This is a genomic window from Phaeodactylibacter xiamenensis (assembly GCF_965229835.1).
GTDB classification, from domain to species: domain Bacteria; phylum Bacteroidota; class Bacteroidia; order Chitinophagales; family Saprospiraceae; genus Phaeodactylibacter; species Phaeodactylibacter xiamenensis.
Map to the genome: position 1 here is coordinate 4,169,454 of NZ_OZ245931.1, position 24,968 is coordinate 4,194,421.

General features: G+C 53.4%; 19 protein-coding genes. 7 read left to right on the plus strand and 12 right to left on the minus strand.

Annotated features, from left to right (window positions below; all coding sequences use genetic code 11):
* Nucleotides 1–131 precede the first annotated feature (131 nt).
* The 7 genes from ACO08I_RS15830 to ACO08I_RS15860 form a co-directional block, all read right to left on the minus strand.
* Entirely contained in the window at nt 132–941 is an 810-nt protein-coding gene (locus tag ACO08I_RS15830; protein ID WP_421946433.1) for a phytanoyl-CoA dioxygenase family protein, read from the minus strand.
* A gap of 91 nt (nt 942–1,032) precedes the next feature.
* Nucleotides 1,033–2,466: a sugar porter family MFS transporter gene (locus ACO08I_RS15835; protein ID WP_421946434.1), complete on the minus strand. Its 1,434-nt coding sequence runs from the start codon at nt 2,464–2,466 to the stop codon at nt 1,033–1,035.
* Between the two features lie 246 nt (nt 2,467–2,712).
* Nucleotides 2,713–3,591 carry an RluA family pseudouridine synthase gene (locus ACO08I_RS15840; protein ID WP_421946435.1) on the minus strand — a complete coding sequence of 293 codons (879 nt, stop codon included), beginning with the start codon at nt 3,589–3,591 and terminating at the stop codon, nt 2,713–2,715.
* A gap of 162 nt (nt 3,592–3,753) precedes the next feature.
* The gene (locus ACO08I_RS15845; protein ID WP_282777098.1) at nt 3,754–4,992 is read right to left on the minus strand and encodes an efflux RND transporter periplasmic adaptor subunit; all 1,239 of its coding nucleotides are present in this window, start codon (nt 4,990–4,992) and stop codon (nt 3,754–3,756) included.
* Nucleotides 4,993–5,024: 32 nt separating this feature from the next.
* On the minus strand, nt 5,025–6,275 hold the full coding sequence (locus ACO08I_RS15850; RefSeq protein ID WP_052515840.1) for an ABC transporter permease: 1,251 nt from the start codon (nt 6,273–6,275) through the stop codon (nt 5,025–5,027).
* A 5-nt stretch (nt 6,276–6,280) separates the two neighbouring features.
* Nucleotides 6,281–7,504 (minus strand): ABC transporter permease, encoded by a 1,224-nt coding sequence (locus ACO08I_RS15855; protein WP_282777096.1) that lies wholly within the window; start codon nt 7,502–7,504, stop codon nt 6,281–6,283.
* Nucleotides 7,497–8,204 (minus strand): ABC transporter ATP-binding protein, encoded by a 708-nt coding sequence (locus ACO08I_RS15860; RefSeq protein WP_044218049.1) that lies wholly within the window; start codon nt 8,202–8,204, stop codon nt 7,497–7,499. Before ACO08I_RS15860 ends, ACO08I_RS15855 begins: the two co-directional genes overlap by 8 nt.
* A gap of 269 nt (nt 8,205–8,473) precedes the next feature.
* Here ACO08I_RS15860 and ACO08I_RS15865 point away from each other — a divergent pair, with 269 nt between their 5' ends.
* A complete protein-coding gene (locus ACO08I_RS15865; RefSeq protein WP_421946436.1) occupies nt 8,474–9,262 on the plus strand; it encodes a hypothetical protein in 789 nt (262 codons plus the stop codon).
* Nucleotides 9,263–9,272: 10 nt separating this feature from the next.
* On the opposite strand, the gene ACO08I_RS15870 is transcribed toward ACO08I_RS15865, so the two are convergent.
* Nucleotides 9,273–10,031, minus strand: coding sequence for an NUDIX hydrolase (locus ACO08I_RS15870; RefSeq protein ID WP_063978259.1), 759 nt, complete (start codon nt 10,029–10,031; stop codon nt 9,273–9,275).
* 357 nt (nt 10,032–10,388) lie between these two features.
* On the opposite strand from ACO08I_RS15870, the gene ACO08I_RS15875 reads away from it, so the two are divergent.
* Together ACO08I_RS15875 and ACO08I_RS15880 are read left to right on the plus strand one after the other, a co-directional pair.
* A complete protein-coding gene (locus ACO08I_RS15875; RefSeq protein ID WP_421946437.1) occupies nt 10,389–12,482 on the plus strand; it encodes a ComEC/Rec2 family competence protein in 2,094 nt (697 codons plus the stop codon).
* On the plus strand, nt 12,479–13,618 hold the full coding sequence (locus ACO08I_RS15880) for a ComEA family DNA-binding protein (protein WP_421946438.1): 1,140 nt from the start codon (nt 12,479–12,481) through the stop codon (nt 13,616–13,618). Before ACO08I_RS15875 ends, ACO08I_RS15880 begins: the two co-directional genes overlap by 4 nt.
* 5 nt (nt 13,619–13,623) lie before the next feature.
* Here the strand turns inward: ACO08I_RS15880 and ACO08I_RS15885 are convergent, their stop codons facing one another.
* The gene (locus ACO08I_RS15885) at nt 13,624–14,439 is read right to left on the minus strand and encodes a universal stress protein (RefSeq protein WP_421946439.1); all 816 of its coding nucleotides are present in this window, start codon (nt 14,437–14,439) and stop codon (nt 13,624–13,626) included.
* 290 nt (nt 14,440–14,729) lie between these two features.
* Between ACO08I_RS15885 and ACO08I_RS15890 the strand changes: the two genes are divergently transcribed.
* Nucleotides 14,730–18,755, plus strand: a complete 4,026-nt coding sequence (locus ACO08I_RS15890) for a tetratricopeptide repeat protein (RefSeq protein ID WP_421946440.1) — start codon at nt 14,730–14,732, stop codon at nt 18,753–18,755.
* A gap of 21 nt (nt 18,756–18,776) precedes the next feature.
* Here the strand turns inward: ACO08I_RS15890 and ACO08I_RS15895 are convergent, their stop codons facing one another.
* Nucleotides 18,777–19,913, minus strand: a complete 1,137-nt coding sequence (locus ACO08I_RS15895; protein WP_421946441.1) for a glycosyltransferase — start codon at nt 19,911–19,913, stop codon at nt 18,777–18,779.
* Nucleotides 19,913–20,404, minus strand: coding sequence for a hypothetical protein (locus tag ACO08I_RS15900; protein ID WP_282777083.1), 492 nt, complete (start codon nt 20,402–20,404; stop codon nt 19,913–19,915). The genes ACO08I_RS15895 and ACO08I_RS15900 overlap by 1 nt, the downstream gene beginning before the upstream one ends.
* Nucleotides 20,405–20,662: 258 nt before the next feature.
* Here ACO08I_RS15900 and ACO08I_RS15905 point away from each other — a divergent pair, with 258 nt between their 5' ends.
* Entirely contained in the window at nt 20,663–21,907 is a 1,245-nt protein-coding gene (locus ACO08I_RS15905) for a DEAD/DEAH box helicase (RefSeq protein ID WP_282777081.1), read from the plus strand.
* 74 nt (nt 21,908–21,981) lie between these two features.
* On the opposite strand, the gene ACO08I_RS15910 is transcribed toward ACO08I_RS15905, so the two are convergent.
* Nucleotides 21,982–22,608, minus strand: coding sequence for a hypothetical protein (locus ACO08I_RS15910; protein WP_152604948.1), 627 nt, complete (start codon nt 22,606–22,608; stop codon nt 21,982–21,984).
* 314 nt (nt 22,609–22,922) lie between these two features.
* Here ACO08I_RS15910 and ACO08I_RS15915 point away from each other — a divergent pair, with 314 nt between their 5' ends.
* Nucleotides 22,923–23,165, plus strand: a complete 243-nt coding sequence (locus ACO08I_RS15915; protein ID WP_044218073.1) for a 4a-hydroxytetrahydrobiopterin dehydratase — start codon at nt 22,923–22,925, stop codon at nt 23,163–23,165.
* 246 nt (nt 23,166–23,411) lie between these two features.
* Nucleotides 23,412–24,956 (plus strand): hydroxymethylglutaryl-CoA synthase family protein, encoded by a 1,545-nt coding sequence (locus tag ACO08I_RS15920; RefSeq protein WP_421946442.1) that lies wholly within the window; start codon nt 23,412–23,414, stop codon nt 24,954–24,956.
* The last annotated feature ends 12 nt before the right edge of the window (nt 24,957–24,968 follow it).

Here is a 24,968-nt window from a genome sequence, read left to right on the forward strand (position 1 = left end):
ACGGAGAAATGAGGCAGCGCCAGCCTTTTTAACTCCCAGTCGGTCCACAGGCAGGCATTCAATTTTAAAAAGTGAAGGCAGCAGTACCACATTTGATACTGCTGCCTTCTTTGTGATAGGGTGACGGGGCTCTAAATCAGCACCGGGTTCAGCGGCGTGTCAATGACCTCACCGATTTCCGCTCCCGGGCACCAGGTTTTCCAGTCGTTTTCCTGGCCCGAGTTGGCCGGGGCTTTCAGCTGCATGTCTTTGTCCATGTAGATGATGGTCATTACTTTACGCATGGAGGAGCTTTGATTAGCGCCTGCGCGATGGAATACCCATCCGGAATGGAAACTGATTTCCCCGAGGTCAAACGGCTCTACAATGTATTTAAAGTCCGTTACCCGGAGTGTTTCCCGAATCTGCTGTTCGCTTTCATCGGAAATAGAGAGGTCCCGGCCTGTCTTGATCTGTTGGCTGCCGGCGCTAAATTCCAGCGGGCCCATATCGAGCGGAGTGGCTTGGAGCGGAATCCAGGCCGTGATGGCTTTGTCGGTAGACAGGGGCCAGTAATGCTGATCGGCATGCCAGGGAGTGATGCCTCCACCGGCTTCCTTGAAAAGTGCCTGATCGTGGTACAAGCGCACCCCATCGACCTGCATCAGCTGTGCTGCCAGGCTCGCCAACCGCTTGCTGAATACCAGTTGCCTGATGGCTTCATCCTCCTGCCAGAGGTTGAACAACTGCAGGAAAGCTTTACCATAGGTGTCCCGCTCCTCCAATGGCTGTTCCGCTTTTCGCAATTCATTCACTTTCCGGCTTATGACCTCATTGAAGTAGTGAATAGCCTCCGCATTCAGTACTTCCTTAATTTTGATGAAATTAAACTTTTGGTAGAACCCGATTTGGGCAGCGGTGAGCTGTAGGGGCTCATTCAGGTGGTTCAGGATAGCTTTCATATTGATGATTTAGGTCAGAAAAAAGAGCTTGTCCAAACAGGGTATGTTCAGACAAGCTCTTGCTGTGGAAGCTATACGGGATGGTTTGGCATTACGCCTGCGCGCCGCCACGCTCCAGCGCCGCCTCTTCCCGGGACATATCCTCCAGCGTCTTGCCTTTGGTCTCTTTTACGTAGAATTTCACAAAGAAGTAAGCGACCAGCCCGAAGAAGGCGTAGATGCCGTACGACAGCCCCAGCCCGATACCTGCAAGCAAGATGGGAAAGCTAATAGTAATCAGGAAGTTGGCACCCCATTGTGCCAGGCCGCATAGGGCCAGTGCCGCGCCCCGGTATTGGTTGGGGAACATCTCGCCCAGCATCACCCACATCACCGGGCCCCAGGAGAAGGCAAAGAAGGCAATGTATCCGTTGGCCGCCAGGAGAGCGTAAGTGCCCTGACTGGAAGACAGCTCTATCCCGTCCGGCCCGCTGGAAGCTGCGTTGGAGAAAATGTACGCCATGATGCCCAGCATCACCGCCTGCCCGATGGAACCCACCAAAAGGAGGGGCTTCCGGCCCAGCCGGTCTACCAAAACGATGGCCACGATGGTGAAGAAAATATTGACGCTACCAGTGATCACGTTCTGCAACAGGGCATCCGCTTCTGTGAAGCCGGCTGCCTGCCACAGGGTGGCCCCGTAGTAGAAAATCACATTAATGCCCGTGAACTGCTGCAGCACCGCCAGGCCCAGGCCCGCCCAGACGAGCGGGTGAATCTTGCCGGTGTAAGAACTGATCACGTCCTTCAGGCGGGGCTTGGTGCCTTCGCGCAGGGTGGAACGGATATCCGCTACCTTTTCTGCGGCATCCTCATCGGGTGCAATGCCCGCCAGGACCTGTGCTGCCTCGGCTTCCCGGCCCGCTGCCACCAGATAGCGGGGCGATTCCGGAATAGTCAGCAGGGCAAACAAGAAGATCGCCGCCGGAATAATTTCCGCCCAGAACATCCACTGCCAGGTTTGGAAGCCGCCCCAGAAGACCTCTGATGCGCCACCCGATTGTCCGGCCAGCCAGTAGTTGCTCATGAAGGCCATGAAAAGCCCGATCACGATCATCAGCTGCTGCAGGGTAGCCAGGCTGCCCCGGATTTTTGGCGGCGCGATCTCACTGATGTAGGCCGGTGCAAGCACACTCGCTGCTCCCATGGATACGCCACCCAGGATACGGTAAAGCACAAACTCTACCGAGCCATCGGAAATGCCCGAGCCCCAGGCGCTGATCGTAAAACCGATTGCCGTCACAATCATCACCGGCTTCCGGCCAAACTTATCGGCAGCATTACCGGCAAAAAAGGCACCGGCCATAGCGCCCAGCAAAACGGAGGCCACATTAAACCCGGTAACTGCGGCATCCGAATCAAAGGCTAACTGAAGGGCATCAACGGTGCCATTAATGACCCCGCTGTCGAACCCAAAGAGGAAACCGCCGAGCGCGGCAATCCCACTGATGAGTACTAAGCTGGTTTTTTTTGGTTGACTTTCCATACTGTTTTGGTTTTAAGCCACGCCCTGCCGGGTGGCTAGGTTTTTCGTTTTGTTGTTGCCCTGCCAGGCGTCCGCCTTTGTAGCAGGTTCTGATGCGTCGTTGGTTGTTTTAATTGCGGAAAGATAGTGTTATTCAAACAATAAGCACCCATTTCTCACGGGAGAAATTTAAGAAAACACACCGGACTAATGGAATTAAAGACGGAAATTAACGTAGAATCGTAATTTTCTTTGGCAACCAAAGGGTTAGCTTCGCCCTTCTTCTCTGTCCAGGGTTTTGATAAACCGGCGGGGCGGACGGATACGCACTTCCACCTTTTCTCCGGTGTGCGGGTGCGTAAAGGAAAGCCGGCAGGCACAGAGAAAAAGCCCCTTGCCCAGGATGGTGTCGGTGCCCTTTGCATAGTGCTTGTCCCCCACAATCAGGTGCCCGGCCTGCTGCAGGTGGATACGCAGCTGATGCGTGCGCCCGGTAACCGGCTTTAATTCAACCAGGGAAAGATGCCCATAGACCAGCGAAGGCACCGTGCGCAGGGTTTGGAAATGGGTGACTGCCGTTTTGCCGTCAATGGGCGCATCAAAGGTACCGGAAGTCGGCGGCTGCCCGTGCACCACCGCCTGATAGGCTTTTTTCACCTGATTGTCTTCAAAGGCTTGGCTCATCGCCATCAGGGCACTTTTGGTCTTAGCCAGGAGCACCAGCCCTTTAGTTGGCAAATCAATGCGGTGTACAGCAACCGGCCGGGGCAGGGCATCGGGCAGGGGCGGTGGCGGGATACTGCCGGCCAGGGCATTTTCTACCGTCTGCACGCGGTCGCCGTTGGTGGCAATGCCCCCGGGCTTATTGACGATGACGAGGTGGTCGTCTTCCCACACCACCGGCAGGTCCTGATCAAATTTGCGGGCTTTCGGCAGCCCCGCGCCTCTGAGCTGCAACTGATCGCCCTTTTGGAGTACCGTCTGTAACTGTGCCGGTTGTCCATTGACCAGCAGCCGCCCATCGGCAATGGCTTTCTTCACCGCCGTTTTACTGCCCAGCAGCGGAAAGGCTGTCCGGCAGTAGTCGGTCAGGGAAGTGCCGGGCGTGATGCTCCGGACCCGGTGCTTTTGTTGTCGCTTGGGCATAGTACTTAGCTTTCCTGCAAAAGAACGGGGTTTGGGGCAGATTGCCAAATGCAGCAGAACGGCACCGATCACAAACAAACAAGAAACCAAAAAACACAACACCCCTGCCCGCCGTAGCCCGTACGGGCGAAGTCTGAAAACCACACTAACAAAACCCCAATCCTACCCCTTCGTCTGCACCTTCACCTCACTCGAACCATCCAGTCCGCCCAGCACTTCCACCTTAATACCGTCCGAGAGGCCCAGCTCCACCTGACGCTTCTCAAAAGAGCGGTCGCCGGTTTTGACTTCCACGTAGGTGGTATCACTTTCGTAAAGGATATCGCGCTCTTGTATAGCCAGGACTTGCTTGCGGCGGTCCAGGATGATGTCGGCATTAGCACTATAGCCCGCCCGCAGGAACACATCATCGGTGGGTTTGACCGCTGCCCGTACCTCAAATTTCACGGTGCCTTCTTCGTCTTCGCCCTTTGGGGAAATGAACTCCAGGGTGGCGTCGAAACTCTGATTGTCGATGGCGCCCACGGTCAGTAACAGGGGCATGCCTTCCTTCAGTTTGCCTACATCCGATTCATCCACTTTGCCCTCAAAGATCAGGGCGTTCATGTCGGCCACGATGGCGATGCTTGTGCCTTCATTGAAGTTGTTGCGCTCAATGACGGAAGTGCCTTCCTCCACCGGGATATCAAGTACCATGCCGTCGAGAGTAGACGTGACGATATTGGCTACCTGCCGGGAATTGGCGCTCGCCCCCTCCCGCAGCAGCTGCAGGTTGTTGATGGCGGCCTGTAGTTCCTGCTCGCGGATATCAACCTCCGTCTCAAACTGCTTTACGCTGTTCTGGGCCACCACTTTGGCATTTTCAAAAGCCGCACGCGCCAGCTCCAGGTCGAGCTTGAAGCGGTTGTAGTCCTGTTCGGAAATCACCCCTTCCTCGAATAAGCCACGCTGCCGGGCCTCCTCTTGCTTGGCATTCTCAAAACCAGCACGGGCTTCCTCCACATCGAGCTGCTGCTTGTTGAGGTTACGCTGCCGGGCCAGTTCGCGTTGCGCTTCCTGCAGGCGCAGGCGGGCCAGCTCCACGTTGGACTTAGCCGTGTTGATATTGACCTCACTAGGCACCAGCTTGATACGGGCGAGTTTCTGCCCTTTGGTCACCAGTTCGCCTTCTTCGACGTAGATTTCATCGACCACACCGGAGACCTGCGGCTTGACCATCACTTCCTTGCGGGGCCGGATTGCGCCGGTTGCCACCGTCTTTTTAATGATGTCTGTCTTTTCAGGCTGTACGACCTCGTAATTTTCTGCTTCTTTGGTATTGCGCTGGTAAAAGTAGATGCCCAGGCCAATGGTGGCAATAATCAGGAATGCACCGAAACCAATTAGACAACCTCTGTTCATAATAATGACTGTTTTTTATGGGTGACTTCAACTTATTCATCTTTGAGTGCGACCACCGGATTGACCCGTGCCGCGTGCCGGGCGGGTATTGCCCCGGCAATGACCCCGGAAAGCGTTAGCAGGATCACGGACCCTATGCCTACCGACAGGCTGATTTCCGGATTGTGGAAATTGTCGAGTACCACATCATTGGCTCGCATCAGCGAACTGACGCCCCAGATCAGGAAAGTCCCGACGATAAGACCCAGATAACCCGATGTGGCGGTGATGAGGACCGACTCTGCCAGCACCATCCGAACGATACTCGATGGCGGTGCCCCCAGCGCCTTGCGCACGCCGATCTCCTTGGTGCGCTCCTTGACGGTAATAAGCATGATATTGCCCACGCCCACGATACCCGCCAGCAGGGTGCCGATACCGACAAACCAGAGGAAGGCCTGTATCCCCCCAAACAGGTTGGTGATGCTCAAAAATTCATTTTCCAGGTTGAAAGAGCCTACGCCTCTCGGATCCTCCGGATGGATGTGGTGGCGCTTTTTCAGCAAGTCCTTGACCTGTGGCTCGACCTGACTGACCAGCACATTGGGCTGTGCCATGCAGACGAAGTAGTCGATGCGCTCGCCGGTCCCAAAGGTCCGGTACATGGCCGTTAGCGGAATGACAATCGCTTCCATATCGCTCTCGGTCCAGGGCTTCACTTGCTGCGGACCAAAGGTGCCCACCACCTGGAATTCCACGCCCTGCACCCGTATGTACTGCCCAATGGGCTCTTCCTCGCCAAAGAGCAGCTCTGCCGTTCGTTGCCCGACTACTGCCACCTTGCGGGCCTCCTCAATATCACGCTCATTGATGTACCTGCCGGTGAAGAGCTTCAGGGCTTCGACTTTGATCATATTGTCCAGTTCGCCCCGGATTTCCCGGGTCTCGCCAATCTCCTTCCGGTAAACGGGGACATTATTCATGGACAGGCGGGGCGCAACGTGCTGCACATCGCCCAGCGTCTCCTGAATAGCTTCAATATCATCCAGCCGGAACGTCGGATAACGGCCGGGCTGAAAGCCCTGATAGGGCATGGTTGTGCGCTCCGGCCAGACGAACATGATGTTTTTGGCCCGCTCGCCGAAGCCCCGGAAGACGCCGTTCTCCAGGCCTTTGCCCATGCCCAGTACGAAGACCAGCATGAAGATGCCCCAGAATACGCCCAGTGCGGTGAGCCCGGTGCGGAGCTTGTGTTTTTTTAGGGTGGCAAGGATTTCCTGCCAGCTGTCGCGGTCTAGTAGCATAATCGTTAACTTCTCATGGCTTCAACAGGATTGATTCGGGCCGCCTGACGGGCAGGCATCCAGCCGGCCAGTGCACCGGCAATGACCAGTACCAGGGTAGCGGCCAGCCCCACCCCCAGGTCAACCTGAGGGTTGCGGAAGAAATCGACTTCCATCGACTCCATCAGGCTAATGACGCCAACACCTGCCAAAAGCCCCAGGTAGCCCGCTACAGCCGTTATGAGCACGGCCTCCTGCAGGATCATGGATATAATGGAGTAGGGCGTGGCGCCCAGCGCCTTGCGGACCCCGATTTCCCGGGTCCGGTCCTTCACCACAATCAACATGATATTACTGATACCGATGACCCCGGCAATGATGCTGCCAAGACCAACGAACCAAACGAAAATCTTGATGGCGGCAAACAGATTAATAAAGTCCTGGTACTCTTCCGCTGCGCTAAAGATGGATACCGCGCGGCGATCCTCCACACTAAAGTCGTGCCTGGCAGCAAAGGCAGCGTGTATCTTGTTTTCCAGTTTTTTAGTCTCTTCAAGGGTAAGGTCCTTCGTCGTCAGCATGAGCTGATGCAGGCGGTTTGTGCCGGCATATACCTTTTGTGCGGTGGTGACCGGAATATAAATGATCCGCATCTCATTTTCGCCCCCGGTATCGCTGTAAGTGCCCACGACGGTGTAGACAATACCTCCGATTTCGATGGCTTTGCCAATAGCATCCTCTTCCCCAAAGAGGTCCTGCTTCACAATCTTACCGATGACGGCTACCTTGCGGACCTCTTTCAGGTCTTGTTCGCTGATGTAGCGGCCAGCATCGATCAGGGTGTTCTCCAGGTAGCGGTGACCGGGGTGGACTGCCCGGGTGGTAAAGGAGAGCCTTTTGTCTTTGTAGACCGTCATCTGATCGCCGGAAAGGTAGTAACGCCCGGTCAGGTGCTCGATATCGTCAAACTGCTCGCGCAGCATGTCGTAGTCTTCGTTGGTGAACTCAATGCGCCGGCCCTTGGGCAGTCCCCGGTAGGGCATAGAGGTGGTGCCATTCCGAATCCACATGCTGTTGATAGCATCGTCGCGGAATTCATACTCCACACCGTTCTGCAGGCCATCTCCCGCACCGAGTAGTATGATCAGCATAAAAATGCCCCAAAACACCCCGAGGGCAGTAAGTATGGTCCGCAGCGGATGCCGCTGAATGGAATTGAATATTTCTATCCACTTATCGGTATCAATCATGGCCCGGGGTATTTGGTGTAGCGGCTACAGGGCTTCCGTTGGACTCGATGAGGCCGTCCCGCAGGCGGATGACCTGCCGGGTCATGGCAGCGATGTCATTCTCATGCGTGACGATCAGAACGGTCATGCCATCGTTGTTCACCTTTTTGAAAATTTCCATCACCTCGTAGGAGGTTTTGGAATCCAGGGCGCCTGTCGGCTCATCCGCCAGTATGACTTTAGGCTGTGTAATCAAGGCCCGGGCGATGGCAACACGCTGCTGCTGCCCACCAGACAATTGCGTAGGCAAGTGATCAGACCAATCAGCCAGCCCGACCATGTCCAGGTATTCGACAGCACGTTTGTGGCGTTCGTTGCGGTCTACTTTTTGATAATATAGAGGCAGCGCTACATTCTCCGCAGCGGTCTTAAAAGGGAGTAAGTTGAAAGACTGGAAAACGAAGCCGATGAACCGGTTGCGGTACTGAGCAGCTTCCGTTTGCGAAAGCCCCTGTATGAGTTTGCCATCGAGGCGGTATTCCCCTTCATCGTATTCGTCCAGAATACCCAGGATGTTGAGGAGCGTAGACTTGCCGGAACCGGAAGAGCCCATGATAGAGGCAAAAGCGCCTTCTTTGAGGTGGAGGTCTATGCCTTTGAGGACTTCCAACCGGTTGTACCCGGTTTGGTAGGCTTTACGAATGTTTTTCAGTTGTATCATATACAGTCGGGTTGCAGTAGTACGGCCTGATCGGTACTTCAGGCGACTGACAAAGTTAACGCCCCTTGCCAGACAGGCACTTATTTTGGATAAAAGCCTGCAAATACTAGATGTAGATAGTGCTGGTTTTGGTGTATTACCTTATTGATGTGTTTTAAAGTCGGATTCCCCTATCAGTATTATTAGATTTGCAGGCAGCATTTTGAATGACCGTGCGTTAATACCTATGATAAGAGACAAACGTTGACTTCCGGAAGGAAAAAATGAAGATGACAAAATTTTACCTGGGGCTTATTGGTGTACTATTGCTGGCTGCTGGCTGCAACCTTGATTCAGATACGGTTGTGGTGCCTGATGTGGAAGACGAATTTTATCTGGAGCTCGCTGAGGACTTTGAAAACGGCAACCGTTCCTTAAACTGGAAGCTGCGCACTATTGAATCCGTTGGTTGTGAAGATGCCGGTATAGACTACACCTTTCACTGGCAGGAAGGGCAGACGCTCGTTTTAAGCATCAATCAGGTATTGACGTCCAGTGATTGCGACCCGGCAGATGAGCCGGCACGGGCTTTGGTAGAGATTGGAACGCTGAGCAATGGTTTTTATCCGGTTTCGATTGCCCTTCGGGAAACGCTGGAACGGGAAGGGACGCTGAGGGTCAGCGATTCATTTTTTCAAATTGAAATTGAGTCCGGGGGAGGGGTACTGCCACTACGTGAGCGGTTGTTCCGTATGCCTGAGCATACCCTTTGGGGGTACATTGACCATCAGGGTATTGATAGCCTGAGCAATGCTGCTGCCGATTTCTATGCCGAACTGGAACAGATCACGGAAAGACAGGTGTTAACTGACGGGCACTACGGTTTCTTCGAGTCGCGAAATAATGGAGATGAGATCTTCTTTCCTGAGATAGCGGCATCTGCATCCACAACACTTGCCTTTCAGCGGACGCTTACTGCCGACCGAAAAAGCGCTGTAATCGAACTCATCAATACCTACCGGGAGACATACGAAGAGCTGCGCCTTGTAATCGGCAATACTTACGGCGAAGCATGGTAAAGGCAGGCCACTAGGCCATCTGCTGAGGTTTCCTTCTTGTACGGGGCTTGCGCTCTGTGGGTTCCTTTCGCTTGCTTTCCTTAAGCTCGAAGCTGAGCCCTTCGGCAAGTAGCTGTTCATAGCGGTTGCGGTCAAACTGATACAATCGGGCCGGGCGGTGTGCCACGCCTTCCTGGGTTTCCTCCAGATCCACCAGCAGATCCATCGTCAGAATCTTTTTCCGGAAATTCCGCTTATCCAGCTTGGTTTCCAGAATGGCTTCGTAGAGGTGCTGCAGCTCCGTCAGGGTGAACTTAGGCGGCAACAGCTCAAACCCCACCGGCCGGGAGCGGACCAGCCACTTCAGGCGGTTGAAGCAAGCATTAAGGATGTCATTGTGATCAAACGCCAGGTCTTCCACCTCGGCTACAGAGTGCCACTTCGCTTTACGTGCAATGGAAGAAGGTTGGAGGGTATAGTGGCTGATTTTTATGAGCGAAAAATAGGCTACCGTGATGACCCGCCCAAAAGGGTGACGGTTAACGGTACCAAACGTTTTGACCTGCTCCAGGAAGACGTTGCGCAACCCTGTCAGCTCCTCCAGCACCCGCTTCGCAGCCGTGTCAAGGTCTTCATTAGGGTACACAAAATAGCCCGGCAGGCCCCATTTGCCATGATAGGGCTCTTCTCCACGTTTGATGAGCAATACCTTCAGGTCGCCCTCATCAAATCCAAAAATCACATTATCAACTGTAAAAGCAGACTTAAAATATTCGTTGAATTCGTTCATTATAGCCAGTCATTATAGTATACAGGTGGAAAATAAAGAAATATTTCAATCCTTACCAAATTAAACAGGGCACGCTTAGTGTATATTGTACACAATTTACAGATCGAATTAAGCTATTGATAATCAACTGCAGACCACCGACTGATAAGAATTTAAGGTGTTTTTTAAAAAATGTTCTATTTTTATTTGCCGGGGCCCTTAAAATGCAAAAATAAAAAAGCAAGCGCGCACTGGTATTGACAAAGCGCACTGTTTGAGTCGTTGGGCAGCAAAACAGGAACTCTGGCTGAAAAACAACAGGTTAGATAACTTTGACATAAACGCTCTTCCGCCATTATGAACTGGAGAGAGACCCCCATGCTAAGACTACTGCTGCCCACTATACTGGGGGTCGGCCTGGCTCGCATTTTGCCCTATTGGAAGCTGGGGCTGGGACTCGCACTCGTTGGCATTATTGCTTTGGGCTTTTCCCGGTACCGAAAGTGGGCATTCCGGTTCAGATGGTTGCCCGGCGCAATAATTACGGTGGTTTTTACTGGTTTGGGGCTTGTGCTGACTGTATTGCATGATACCCGTAGCTACGCCCATCACTTCCAAAACCAACTCCGGGAAGACCACCCTGCCGTACTTATGGGTACAGTCACAGAAGTGGTACCCGCCGGTCAAAGGCTGAAAGTGACATTACGTACTACCGCCACTTCAGACACAACCGGACATGCCCGCCCCTCTGCCGGGAAAGTGCTCGCCTATCTGGACCGGCCGCTGCCTGATGCGTCTCTGGTTCCGGGGGACCGTATCATGGTACGTGGAAAAGTCCAGTCTGTAGCCCCTCCACTCAACCCGGATCAGTTTGACTACAGAAAATACCTGGCTGCCCGGGATATCCATCATCAGGTTTTTGCAGATACAAACTGGGTACGGCTGGAGCATCAGCCCGGGCTGCTGAGTGTTGCCGGGCACCTGCGCACCAAGGCCCTTGAAATACTGAAACAATACCTGCCTACCCCAAACGAATATGCCGTAGGCGCCGCGCTGACTATGGGATACAAATCGGCTCTGACGGAAGAAATCGAAAATGCCTATGCCAATACCGGTGCCATGCATGTGTTGGCCGTATCCGGGCTGCACGTAGGCCTGGTACAGCTCATCCTTATGTGGTTGCTGGGGCGCGTCCCGCTGAGACAGCCCTGGTGGAAAATAGTCAAGACCGGGCTAATCATTGCTGGCATTTGGGCCTTTGCGCTTTTGACAGGCGCCGCCCCTTCCGTGCTCCGCGCATCCACTATGTTTAGCTTTTTGGCAGTCGGCCTTGCTTTGCAGCGGACTACAAATGTCTACAACACCCTGGCGGCCTCAGCGCTTGTACTGCTGGCAACCAATCCCAACCTGTTGTACCACGTAGGTTTTCAGCTGTCTTATCTGGCGGTGCTGGGCATCGTCTACTTTCAGCCCCGCATCTACAGCCTTTGGCATATCGAAAACCGGATTGGCGACTATCTTTGGCAGCTGTCTGCTGTTTCTCTGGCGGCACAACTCGGCACACTGCCCATCAGCCTGTATTACTTTCATCAGTTCCCCCTCTACTTTGTGCTTTCGGGCCTGATTGTAGTGCCCGCTGCCGGGCTTATCCTTTCCCTAACTCTTTTGCTGCTGGCTTTTCACAGTGTGCCTGTTCTGGGGGCGCTGATTGCCAAAGTACTCTACAGCCTTATCTATTTGGTCAATGCGGGCATCTTTGTCATTCAGCAGCTGCCCGGCGGGCTTTTGGAAGGCATTTGGATGGGGCCCGCAGGCGCTTGGGGGCTCTATGCGTTATTGGTGGGGCTGGTACTGGGGCACCGGACCCGACAGTTCCGATGGGTGCTGGGCAGCTTGTTGTTAGGGGCGCTACTGGCGGGTGGATATGCCTGGGAAAAATGGGTAAGCTCGCAACAACAATCGGTAGTGATATACCAGGTGTATAAGCATACTGCGGTAGATGTATTTCACGGCAACCAGATCACTCAAATCACCAGCCCTGCAATGAAGGAGGACCGGCTGGCTTTCGCCTGTGAGGCGCACCGCTGGCGCCGCCGGGCTAGTGTGGACACCCTCCTCTCCCCCCGACAGTCCGCAAAGGTGGATGCGGCGGCAGGGCAAAAGGGCTACTGGCAGCTGGGGGAAACCCGGTTGCTGGTCCTCGAAGACGCAGCGCAACTGACAGGAACGGGAAGCTTCCGGGTCGATGCCGTGGTTCTGAGCCAAAGCCCCAAAGTAAGGCTTGCCAAAGTCCTGGAGCGCATAAACACCTCATGCTTTATCGCTGATGGCTCCAACCCACCCTGGCGGGCAGCAGGCTGGTCGGAGGAGGCGAAGGCGCTAGGCCTTGCTTTTTACTACACTGCCCAGACAGGAGCGGTAACGCTGGAAAACGGTATCATTGAATCATGGATTAAAAACCCGGTAGAATGAACGACTGGCTAAAAGACTATTTCTACTACACTAAATCAGAGCGCAACGGGGCATGGGTACTGGCGGTTTTGATTTTCACCTTTGCCTTGCTGCCATTGGTATACCCCCTTTTATCCCCTCCAACGTCTGTTGAATTTGATGACTTTGAAGCGGAGCTTGAAGCTTTTCTGATGCCTGAAGCGGCGCCCTCCTCTACTGCACCTGAACCAGCCTTATTCTATTTTGATCCTAATACATTGCCTTTGGACAGCCTGCAGCTGCTGGGGCTATCACGCAAAACAGCCACCACTATCGTCCGCTTCCGCGAAAAGGTAAAGCCCTTCCGGCAACCTGAGGACCTGCAGGATATCTACACCCTCTCTGAGGAGGATTATGCCCGGATCGCCCCTTACATTCGCATACTCAATCGTCCGACCGAGCCTCAGGGCACAACCCGTCGTGCTGCCAAAGCACCTGCACCCCAACGCTTTGCCTTCGACCCCAACACCCTTTCCGGCGATAGCCTGATGCTGTTGGGGCTCTCCGGGCGCACAGTACGCACCCTGATTAATTACCGGGAAAAAGGAGGGCAGTTCCGGCAACCCGAAGACCTGAAAAAGATATACGGTTTACCGCCTGATCAGGCCAAAGCACTGATGCCTTATGTATCGATCCCCAAAGGTGAGCCCAGGCCCGAAAGCCAGGCAGCGGATGCAGAAGCCCAAGCCACCCCGCCGAGGCCTGAAGCCACTGAGCCACCCACATCCATCCGCATCAATACCGCGGCCCCGGAAGAGTGGCAGGCTTTACAGGGAATCGGCCCGGCTTTCGCCCGCCGCATATGTGGATTCAGAGACAAGCTGGGCGGTTTTGCTCATGTGGACCAGGTTAGGGAGACCTACGGGCTGCCCGACAGCACCTTTCAGCGCATCCGTCCACAGTTGGTGGTTGACCAACCGGTGCAGCGCTTACGGATCAACCATTTGGATGCAACCGGCCTGAAGGCGCACCCTTACCTGACCTGGAAGCACGCCAACGCTATCATCGCTTACCGGGGGCAGCACGGTGCTTTTACCTCAGCAGCGGAGGTGGCCAAAATCCGGTCGATCCCGGCAGAGGTCCTGAAAAAGATGGAGCCGTACTGGTCGTTTGAATAGAGTGGTTACTCCCGCACCAGCAACAAAGGCAGTGGCGTATGCCAGGCCATATACCGAAGGAGGTGCCCATGCAGCAGGTGTTCATGAAATGCCCTTCGCGGAATATACATAGCGAGCATTTGTACCTGGTTTTGCTCCAGATAATAGGTGATACCGCTCGTTATCTCCCGGTCGCGTACCATGTCGATGCGCTGCCCGTTTGCATCCAGCTGCTCGAGTTTGATCTTGTCCTGTTCACCCGGAAGCATATTGACAAAAAAAGGCTGTACGGAGGCCTCTAGCGGCTTGGCCACTTCTTTCAATTGTTGAAACACACGTTCTTCGCTGAGGGTGATGTCAACCGCGAGGGCAATGCTTTGCAGCTTTTGATACCGTGCTTTTTCCGGAATAATGAGCATAGGGCAGGGGCTGCGGCCAATGAGCTGGGTGGTGACACTGCCAAACAAATGCTCGCGGATGTTGTGCTTTTCGCGCCCGCCCAGCACAATGGCTTCCACCTGAAGTTCGCTGGCAGCCTGAATGATTCCGGAAGCGGCCTTTCCTGGCCTCACATGAAAATGGAGATTGGGCGCGGCAACATACTCCCGGGGCTGATCAGGGTAGTGCCGGGCCCAGCGTTGCAGCTTCTTGCCGTACTCCCGGTTATCGCGTTCAATAAGTGCCCGTCTGTGCTGCTCCGGCAGCGAGGTCTCCGCGCTCACCACTTTGTTAATAAAAAGCAGATGGACTTCAGCCTTCAGGTCGGCGGCCAGTTGCAAGGTGTACTCAAAGGCTGTACGGACAGCGGGAGAAAAATCAGTAGCGACTAGCAATCGGCGCATAAACTTGGCACTTTTTAGGCTGGAAAATAAAAAAAGAACGAGACTTCCTGTGTTGAAATGCGAATTAATCTACTCCAACATAATTTAGTTAAAAACATCTGCGTTATACCCCGCGAAATCAATCTCAAAATCTATTGAGCGATTATTATCACGCCCCCAGATCACATCTTGCCTGCCCTTTTATCCACCTCCTATCCGGTTTACCGGTGCACAGTCCGCCCACGGATTAGTCCGCCAACCGGAAAATTTGTAATTTGCCACACTGATAACGGAACGAGGACAAACGATCTGTGAAAAACCTAATTCCACACTTCATTCAGGACCGGTTCAAGGCAGGGCACGCCCAGGGGCAGTTGCAAGCCTACACGCTATTTGTGGACCTGTCCGGCTTTACACCGCTGACCGAAGCCCTTATGCAACAGGGTAGCCAGGGGGCGGAGCAATTGACAAATGTCCTCAATGAAATATTTGAGCCGCTCGTCCATTTGGTCTATAGCAGGGGCGGTTTCATCCCCTACTTTGCCGGCGACGCCTTTACAGCTATTTTCCCTGCCGACCGTTCTGAGGAGCGAGGGCAGGATATCATAAAAGTAGCCATGCTCGCCCGCTATCTGTTCAGTAAGCGGGAATTCCGCTTCAACAACTTTACCATTGGCATCAAGTTTGGGCTTTCCTATGGCACCGTGGAATGGGGGATTGTAGGCAAAACAGACCATAAATCCTTCTACTTCCGGGGTAAGCCGATTGATCAGTGCGCCGAGTGCCAGGTGAAGGCTAAAGATCAGGATATTGTGGTGGATGACGAGCTGGGGCATCAGCTCAAGCAGGAAGGCTTCTACCTCAAAAAACTGGAAGAGGGCTTTTATAAAGTCTGGGGCTTGCTGCCGGAAGTGGAACGCACCCTGCCGGAACGCGCTAATTTGCCGGAGCTGGATAAAGCCGTTGTACGGCAGTTCTTACCAGAGTCTGTGGCCAGTTATCAGCAAGACGGAGAGTTCCGCACCGTTATTTCCATCTTTTTATCCTTTCAGGGAGTGGAAAGCCATGAGGTGCTGGACGAATTTGCGACAATTGTGATCGAGGAAATGCACAACTTCTCCGGCTACTTCAAGGAAGTGGACTTTGGAGACAAGGGAGGTGTGATGGTGGGCTTTTTCGGGGCTCCTGTTTCTTTTGAGAACAGCAACGACCGGGCCCTGGAGTTCATTTTCAGTGTACGGGAAAACCTGCGGCAACTACAGTTGGATACCGGGCTGGAGTACCGGGCCGGCATCACCATTGGCACCGCCTATACCGGCATCGTCGGAGGGCGGGAGCGCTGTCAGTATGCAGCTGTAGGCAACCGGGTCAATTTGGCGGCCCGCCTGATGACACATGCCAAGTGGGGCGATGTGCTGGTGGACAGTGAGATACAGAAAAACCACCACTTCAACTTTCAGCACCGGGGAGACATCCGCTACAAAGGTATCAAAGGCAATGTACCTACCTACAAGCTGATTGGGCGCAACTATGAATCCCGCCCGGCCTATTCCAGTCAGATGGTCGGCCGCAATCAGGAGCTGAGCGAGCTGTTGTCTTTCATTCAGCCTATCTTCAGGGAGCAGACCGCAGGCGTGGCCTATATATTCGGAGAGGCCGGCGTGGGCAAGAGCCGCCTGATGCATGAATTCAAAAAACTACTTTTTGAGGAGGGGCTGGTACAATGGCATACCTGCCAGGCCGATCAGATTCTGCGCAAGCCCTTCAACCCTTTCATTACCTTCCTGAAAAATTACTTCGAGCAATATCCGGAGAGCACCTCCATGGCCAATTTCCAGCACTTCGAGGAGCGCTATAACCAACTACTGGAAGACCTGGAAGAACTCAACCGCCCCGAAGCCAAAACTGCCCGCCGCGAACTGGTACGGACCAAGTCGGTACTGGCTGCGCTCATCGGGCTTAATTACCAGGATTCTATCTGGGATGTACTTGACGCTAAAGGCCGTTACCAAAACACGATATCCTCTATCATCAACCTCCTTATCACAGAGTCGCTCATACAGCCGGTGGTAGTAGAAGTGGAAGACGGCCACTGGATGGATGAAAACAGCCGGGAGTTACTCACCGAATTTGTCCGCCAGCTGAGTCGCTATCCGATTGCAGTGGTCCTGACTTCCCGCTACCTTGACGATGGTTCCAAACCAAAACTGCTGGAGCCCGCCCTGCTGGAGCAGTACAGGCTGCCCCACATTGAAGTGGACCTGAACACACTGACCCCTGATGCCGTGCAGGAGTTTGCCGAATTGCGCCTGGGCGGCACCATCCACCCGGAATTTCTGGATACCCTGCTACGGACCTCCAACAGCAACCCTTTTTACCTGGAGCAGATGCTGGAATACTTTGCAGAGCGGGATTTGCTGGTACAGGAGGGCGGGCGCTGGACCATACACGATAAAGATGTGAAGCTTTCCAGCTCCATTAATGCCATTCTCACCGCTCGCATCGACCGGCTGAGCGAACTGGTGAAGGAAACCGTAAAAGCCGCTGCGGTGATTGGGCGCGAGTTTGATATCCCCATTTTGACGCAAGTCATGCGCAAACAGGATGGCTTTGCGGCAAAGAATGGCGCCGCCTCCGCAGTCCTGCGCGATCAGATCAAACGGGCCGAAAAGGGGCAGATCTGGCACGCCATGAATGAGCTGCGCTACATCTTCCGGCATTCCCTGCTCCGGGAAGCCGTGTACGGCATGCAGCTCCGCACTCGCCTGGAGCAACTTCATGGCCTCATTGGGGAAGCGATTGAAGACCTGTACGCCGATAACATCGAAGAACGTTATGCCGATCTGGCGTTTCACTACGAACAGGCTAATGTTTTTGACAAAACCTGTGAATACCTTCAAAAAGCTGCCGACTATGCCCGCAGCAACTATCAAAATCAACAGGCACTCGACTACTACGAAAAGCTGCTCACCAAGCTTGGCAAACAAAAAGATAATGCTGATCAGATTCAAACCTATCTCAATAAAGGCAAAGTCCTTGAGCTGATCGGTAACTGGGATGAGTGCGAAAGAACCTACGAAGAAGCCCTGAGCCTGGCCAAACAAACCCGCGATGTCCTGTTGCTGGGCCAGGCCAACAATAACCTGGGCCGGCTGCTCATGCTCAAAGGCGATTACAGCCGGGCACAACAATACCTCCAGGTCGCCGCAGGCTTGTTCGAATCTATAGAGGACGAAGTAGGCAAAGCCAAAGCCTACGGCAGCCTGGGCGAGTTTTTCTTCCGGCAGGGAAAGTACGATGAAGCAAAGGGCTACTTCGAAAGAAGCCTCGGTACAGAAAACAGGGAATCTGACCCCACAGGAAGTGCACAGGTGGCCGCCAACCTTGGGCTGACTCATATGAACCAGGGCAACTACGATGAGGGCATCCGTTGCCAGTTGGCTCAGCTCAAAGTCAGCGAGCGGCTCAACGACAAACAGGGCATGGCCAACCTCTTTACCAATCTCGGTATCGTCTATTTTGAGAAAGGCGACTACGATGCCGCTCTGGAAAGCTATCAGAAAGGGCTGGCCCTGAGCGAAGAACTTGGCAACAAGCAACTCACATCTATTGCCATCGGCTGTATCGGCAGTGTTTATGAACGCAAGGGCGATTACCTGCGGGCCATGGAGAACTTTCAGCATGACCTGGAACTCTGTGAGGAACTAGGCGATAAGCAGGGGACTGCTATCGCGCTGGGGCTGATCGGAGAGCTGTACAGTATTGAAGGCCACTTCCAGCGAGCTATTGAGTACCTGCAGAAGAACCTGATGCTCTGCGAGGAACTAGGCTATCAGAAAGGGATTGCCAAAGCACTGAATACCCTGGGCGATGTATTTTATTTTACTCAAGCCTACGACCGGTCCCTGTATTACTACAACCGTGCCATTGAGGTAACCCGGATGATCAACAACCGCCTTGTCCTGGGGGCCAGCCTTGCGGAAAAAGGCCTCGTGCTGCTTGCCCTTAACAGGCTTGAAGAGCTTAAGCCTGTAACCCAAGAAGCTCAGGCCATCGCCGAAGCTCTGGGCAACCCGGACCTGGTATTTGAAACCCGGATGTTACTGGCTAAGCAGGAACACGCTCATGGCGCAAAGGAAAAAGCCTTACAATCACTTGAAAATCTGCTACAGGAAGTGGAAGAACTTGAAGAGGAAGCGGCCATCTACTACGAACTCTTTCTTTTGCTGCCAGAGGTAGAAAAGTACCGGAAATCTGCCCTGCAGCGATACGAAGAGCTCTACGCTTCCACGCCGAAGTACCTCTTCAAAACCCGGCTCGAAGCACTCCAGGCTTAAGCCTGACCTTAGCCCTCAACCCTACTTCACATACCTGTCCTTCCACTGATACTTTCGCACAAATAAGGAGGCCAGCCCAATGAATGCTATGTAGCCAATGTGCAGCACCTCCGAGCGGGCAAAGGATTTCAGTAAGTGTTCCTGATGGAAAAACTGACAGGCTGTTTTGAGCAGCCCGTAGTCTGCCCGGGACTTGAGCAGTAACAACAGCGCCAGAAAGACCAGCCAGAAGTGCCCTACGGCCAGAAACAACAGGGGCGACAGCAAAATAGACCAACTCAGCAGGAAAGCAATACCTAATGCAAGCGTCGTGCCTGCACTTGCCGGCGCCGCTGCATTTTTGGTGCCCCACCTCAGCCGCTGCCGTAAAAAAGCCGCCCAGTCCGGAGCCGCCGGCGTGGGCACTGCCACAGTTGCACTTTTTAAAAACCGGACCGGAAGCCCCTGCCCCCTGGTGATTTTAGCAATTAAAAAAATATCGTCTCCCGAAGCCGTGCCCCGGTTATCCGCATACCCACCTGCTGCCTCAAAAGCCGCCCGGCGGTAGGCAAGGCTCGCTCCGTTGCCCAAAATCCAGGTGCCGGTATGCAGGCCCACCGCCGTTAGCACCATCATGCCGGCCATGTCAAGCGCCTGGAACCGGTAGCGCAGGCTATCTGTGCCGGTGAGCAGTACAGGGCCCGTCGAAGCAGCAAGCGCCGCGCTTTCCAAATGCTGTACCTGCTCCTGCACCCAAAGTGGCGGCGGCTGGCAATCAGCATCAGTGGTGAGCAGGTATGTACTTTGTGTTGCAGCTGCCCCCAGCTCCAGCGCCCGCTTTTTCCCATACTGCCCTGCGGGCAGGCGGAGCAAGGTGAGATTAGGATGTGGAAAGGCTTCCACCATTGCAGCGGTGGCATCTGTGGAGTGGTCGTCAATCACGACGATTTGCAGGGACAGCTCAGGGTAGTTTTGCTGGGATAAGGCCTGAAGGCAATGCCGGATATTGGCAGCCTCATTACGGGCGGCCACAAGAATCGTTACGGAAGGGGCGGGCTCAATAGGGGCGGGCTCAAATACAGGGAGCTTATGCCACTGCCTGATTACCCATTGAATCAACAACAAGTACGCAGCACCGAGAGCCAGGCCGGCTCCGCCAATGATCAGCCCCACTGCCATCAGGACTGGCTATCGAAGAAATCGTCGTAATTGCTGCGGCGGCGTTTGGGGTTTTCCTGTTCGCGAAATTGCTCTTCCAATCGTTTGAGGTCCATGGGCTCGCTGTCGAGTTCTTCAAAATCGACGTACTCACCTTCCCGCTGCCGCTCCACTTCCTGCTCGACCTCCCGTACCTTCTTTTTGAACAAGGCTTTGCCCAGTAGGAACAGGCTCACCAGAGGAAAGGCGAGGACCGTTAGCAAAATGCCACCGATACCCAATAGCGGGTTAGTCTTTACTTTGTCCACCAGCCATTTGCCATAACCCGTCACGGATTTATAGTCGATGATGAGCGCGGCAATCAGCATCACCGGCGAAAGGTAATACAGGATGGTAAAGATAAACCGGGCGACAAAAAAGAGCCCGAGCAAAAAAAGGATGCCCAGCACCACACCAATGATGGAGCTGAAGGGGTTATTACTGGAAGTCTGAAAAGATTTACGATACTGCATGGTGGATAATCTTACAATGCGTAATTTACGTTAAGAACCTGCTACTGTCCTTATTTGTTGCTGGAATGAGCTGTTCTATAGACTGAATCGAAAGAGTTGTCGACGAAAAACAGAAGAAAAAGGCAGCAGGTGAAAGTAATTCCAGCGGTTTGGCTGCATTAGCGTACCTTTGTGGCCGTTATTATGTAAGAAATCGTGATTTTCAGTCGTTTTTAGCGCAAATTTGCGTATAAAGCGATACTAAATAATACAGAGACATTGAAATTTAACGAATTTGGTTTTGAGCCTTCCCTTCTGGAAGGCCTTTACGCGATGGGTTTTGAAGAGGCTACTCCGGTACAGGAACAGGCCATTCCTCCAATTATGGAAGGGCAGGATGTACTGGCTTGCGCCCAAACAGGGACCGGAAAAACAGCCGCCTTTTTGCTACCTGTCCTCAACGAGCTGAGCAAAGAATCGTCCGACGACAAAGTCCGGGCACTGATTATTGAGCCTACGCGGGAGTTAGCGATGCAGGTGGACCAGCAACTGGAAGCCCTGTCCTACTTCACGCCGATCAGCTCCATTGCCATTTACGGTGGGCGGGACGGCCATGCCATGGAGCAGGAAAAGCGCGCCCTGAAGCGGGGCGCCAGCATTATCGTCGCTACACCGGGGCGGTTCACCTCCCACATGGATATGGGGTATGTGGACTTTAGCGGCCTTAAGTACCTTATTCTGGACGAAGCAGACCGAATGCTTGACATGGGTTTTGCACCGGCTATTATGAATATCGTGCATAAGCTGCCTCTCGAACGGCAAAACCTGCTGTTCTCCGCCACTATGCCTGCCCAAATCCGGAAATTTGCTATGCAAATCCTGAACGGGCCTACCAAAGAGATCAACATTGCCATCTCTAAACCGGCTGAGAATATCCTGCAGCTGGCCTACGAGGTTGAAGACCATGCTAAAATTGCGTTGACCGAAAAGGTCCTGGAAACCAATAAACGGCTGGAGCGCGTCATCATCTTTGCAGGCCGCAAAAAAACGGTCAAAGACCTGGCGCAGTCACTTCAGCGCAAGGGCATACAAGCTGGTGCTATCCATTCTGATCTCTCTCAGGAAGAACGGGAAAACCAGTTACATGGCTTCAAAAGTGGCAATACGCCTGTGATCGTAGCTACAGATGTGCTATCCCGGGGTATTGATATTAAAGGCATTGACGCAGTCATCAACTTTGATGTGCCAGGCGATGCAGAAGACTATGTGCACCGCATCGGGCGTACTGCCCGGGCAGAAGCCTCCGGTATGGCCTTCACCTACATCAACGGGGAAGATATGTACCGCTTCAAGCGCATCGAGGAGCTGATCGAGCGAAAAGTACAACGCCTGCCGCTGCCGGAAGAACTGAAAGATGCCAAACCACAGCCCCGAAAAGGCCGTGGTGGCAGCAGGGGAGGCAATTTCCGAAAAGGGAAAAAAGGCGGAAGCCACCGTGGTAAAGGTGGAGGAAAAAGGAGATAAAAAATGGGTTGCTGATCACATCGTCTGTTCTGACTGTTGAATCAACAACCCATTCCGATTTTTTTCAACCCTTCTTACTGGCCGTATCCGGGCACTACGCTTTCTACCGGTATGCGCATGCCATCCTGGTAAGCCACCACCCAGGCATCAGAAATGCCTAGTTGCTGCATATAGCTTCGAAGCGCCTCTGCACTTTCCACATCCGGGTATTTACCGATAATAATTTTTTGGAGCCCATCGACCATTTCCAGGTCCATGTTGTCATCTTCGCCATCCAAGGTGGAAGGCACGTTGAGCTTTTCGAAGGCACCAATTTGTACCCGGAAGACAAGGCCCTGCATAGCGTTGCCCATAGGTGGCGGTGATGACGGAGCAGACATTCTCAGCTGATCGAGCTCATTAAGCGTGGCAGCCAGCTTGTCCTGCATTTGGGCATTGTCGCGTTCCAGTTGGGCGATACGGGCACGGCGGTTCGCCTTTTCTGCCTCCATTTCGTTGATCTGTGAAGCATACTCATTGGCTTCCCGCTTATAACGGTCTACACTTTCAGAAAGGGATTTTAGAGCCGCAGGGTTACGCTTGTATTCCTTGGCTTTGTTTTTCCATTCTTTTTTCTCCTCTTTGGATAACTCTTGCGCCTGTACTGTTACCGAAGTACCAAAGGCAAAGAGCAATACTGCAGTCAGAAATAGCATTCTCATATTCAAATAGGTTTTTTTTCTGATTGTATTAATGAATGGCGGAGGCTGTTTATTTCCTGGCCTTCTTTCAATGTTGACTTGATTCAGGATCTTAAAGTCGCATTTTTTCCACAAAAAACCGCAGAAGTTAAGAAGATTTTAACGCCCTCGTGACCGCCAGCACTGTTTTCGGGCCATACGGGCCTGTTGGGAATGCCCTGGCCTGGCAGAAATAATCATTTTTTCCATTGGTTTACAGGTGTTGTTCGATTTTCCTTCATTATCTCTGAACATTTAGCGCCCCATAAGCTTGAAAGAAGAAAATTAATCAACCTATGTGGAAAGAAGAAAATGACCAACTCAAAGCAACCTTCAAATTTAAAGACTTTACACAGGCTTTCAGCTTTATGACCGAAGTCGCCTTCCACGCTGAAAAAATGCAGCACCATCCGGATTGGCACAACGTCTACAATACCGTGGATTTCGCCCTGAGCACCCACGATGCGGGCAATAAAGTGACCGGCAAGGACAGGGACCTGGCCAAAGCCATTGATGAGATTTTTGAGCGCTTCAAATAGGCCAGCCGGAAAAACGGTGGCACTAAAAATACAGCTGCCTCAAACCATAATGATCCCTTTTTGTTTGAACCCTTGTTTTATCCGGGTTTACTAATATTGTAACCCTCTTGCCTCTAATGCAGAAGGCAACCCTAGCCACAAGCCAACCAAATCATCAGACTCGGTCGCCCGAGGGCATCCCCGCCGGATCATTTCCGGATCACGGCACAGCTCTCGGCACCAAAGCAATTAAAAAACCAAGGGATTATGCATGGAGTGAACACCGTAGGCATTGACGATATAGCCGCCTACATTCCCAATCTGTATCTACCGATTGAAGACCTTGCTTCCGCGAGAGATTTAGAATACGCGAAGCTCAACAAAGGGCTGGGGCTGACTGCTATGTCGGTGCCCGATGCCCATGAAGATGTAGCCACCATGGCCGCGAATGCTGTACTGGAGCTCTTGCAGCGCAATGCACTACAACCAGAACAGATTGGCCGGATTTACATGGGCACGGAAAGCGCTTTGGATGGGTCTAAGCCCATGGCAACCTATGTGCAGGACATGCTCAATCAGTACTTCGAGCCTACGCATGGCGAAGGTGCATTTCTGAACTGCGATGTGGTAGACATGACCTTCGCCTGTATTGGCGCCGTAGATGCCCTTCAAAACACCCTCGACTGGGTGAAGGGCGGAGATGACCGCATAGGTATTGTAGTGGGATCAGATGTGGCCAGGTACGAGCTAAACTCCGGTGGCGAGTACACGCAGGGCGCCGGCGCCATCGCTGTGCTGGTCCGTCAGCAACCCCGGCTGCTGGCTTTTGAAGATGCCTGGGGCGTAGCTTCCCGCCCGGTGCATGATTTCTTCAAGCCGGTGCGCCGTTTTTCCAAAAAGCAGATTATTGAAGAGGTGCTTCAGCTGGCCGGAGTGACAGGTGTGGACGCCGAGGCCCTTCTGGCAAAGCTCGAAACGGGTGCCCCCAACTCCATACTCCACCACAATGATGCCCACGTGGACATCCACCGCGATACCCCTGTCTTTGACGGTCCCTACTCCAATGATTGCTATCAGCAGCGAATCGGGGAAGCCATGCGGCATTACGCAGAACAGGAAAACCTACCCGAAAAAGAACCGGTCACAGATGACTGGCACCGCATGGTTTTTCACCTGCCCTATGCCTATCAGGCCCGGCGCATGTTCTCGGAAATTTTCCGGGAAGAAAGCCTGAAACGGGGCGACTGGGAGCGCACCGCTGCCCTGATTGATCAGCCTTGGCCAGAGGCCGCAGACTTCGAATCCGATGCCGCTTATCAGAAAGCCGTAGGTAAATACCTGCGCGCCGTAACCAAGACAGACCGCTACCGGAAATTTGTGGCGGAAAAGATTGAGAAAGGAGAGCGGGCTTCCTCTCTTGTTGGCAATCTCTACACCTCCTCGCTTTTCCTGAGCCTGATGAGCACCTTAGAGGCTGACCTGGAGGAAGCACAAGACCTGACTGGCAAAAAAATAGGCTTCTTTGCTTACGGTAGTGGCTCTAAATCCAAGGTTTTTACCGCCACAGTGGGTAGCAACTGGAAAGCTGTGGCAGAGCAGTTCGGGCTAAACCGCAAGCTGGCAGAGCGCCGGGCGTTGGATTACGCAACTTATGAAATGCTGCACCGCGGGCAACAGGCTACGAGCGTGGAAATACCCGAAGGGACGTTCTACCTGAAAGCGGTTAACCGGGAGCCAGGTGTACAGGAAGGCGCCCGGGCTTATGGCTGGCAACCTTACGTTAAAGTGCCAGCTACGGCTACACAAGCCTAAAGCACCAAACAC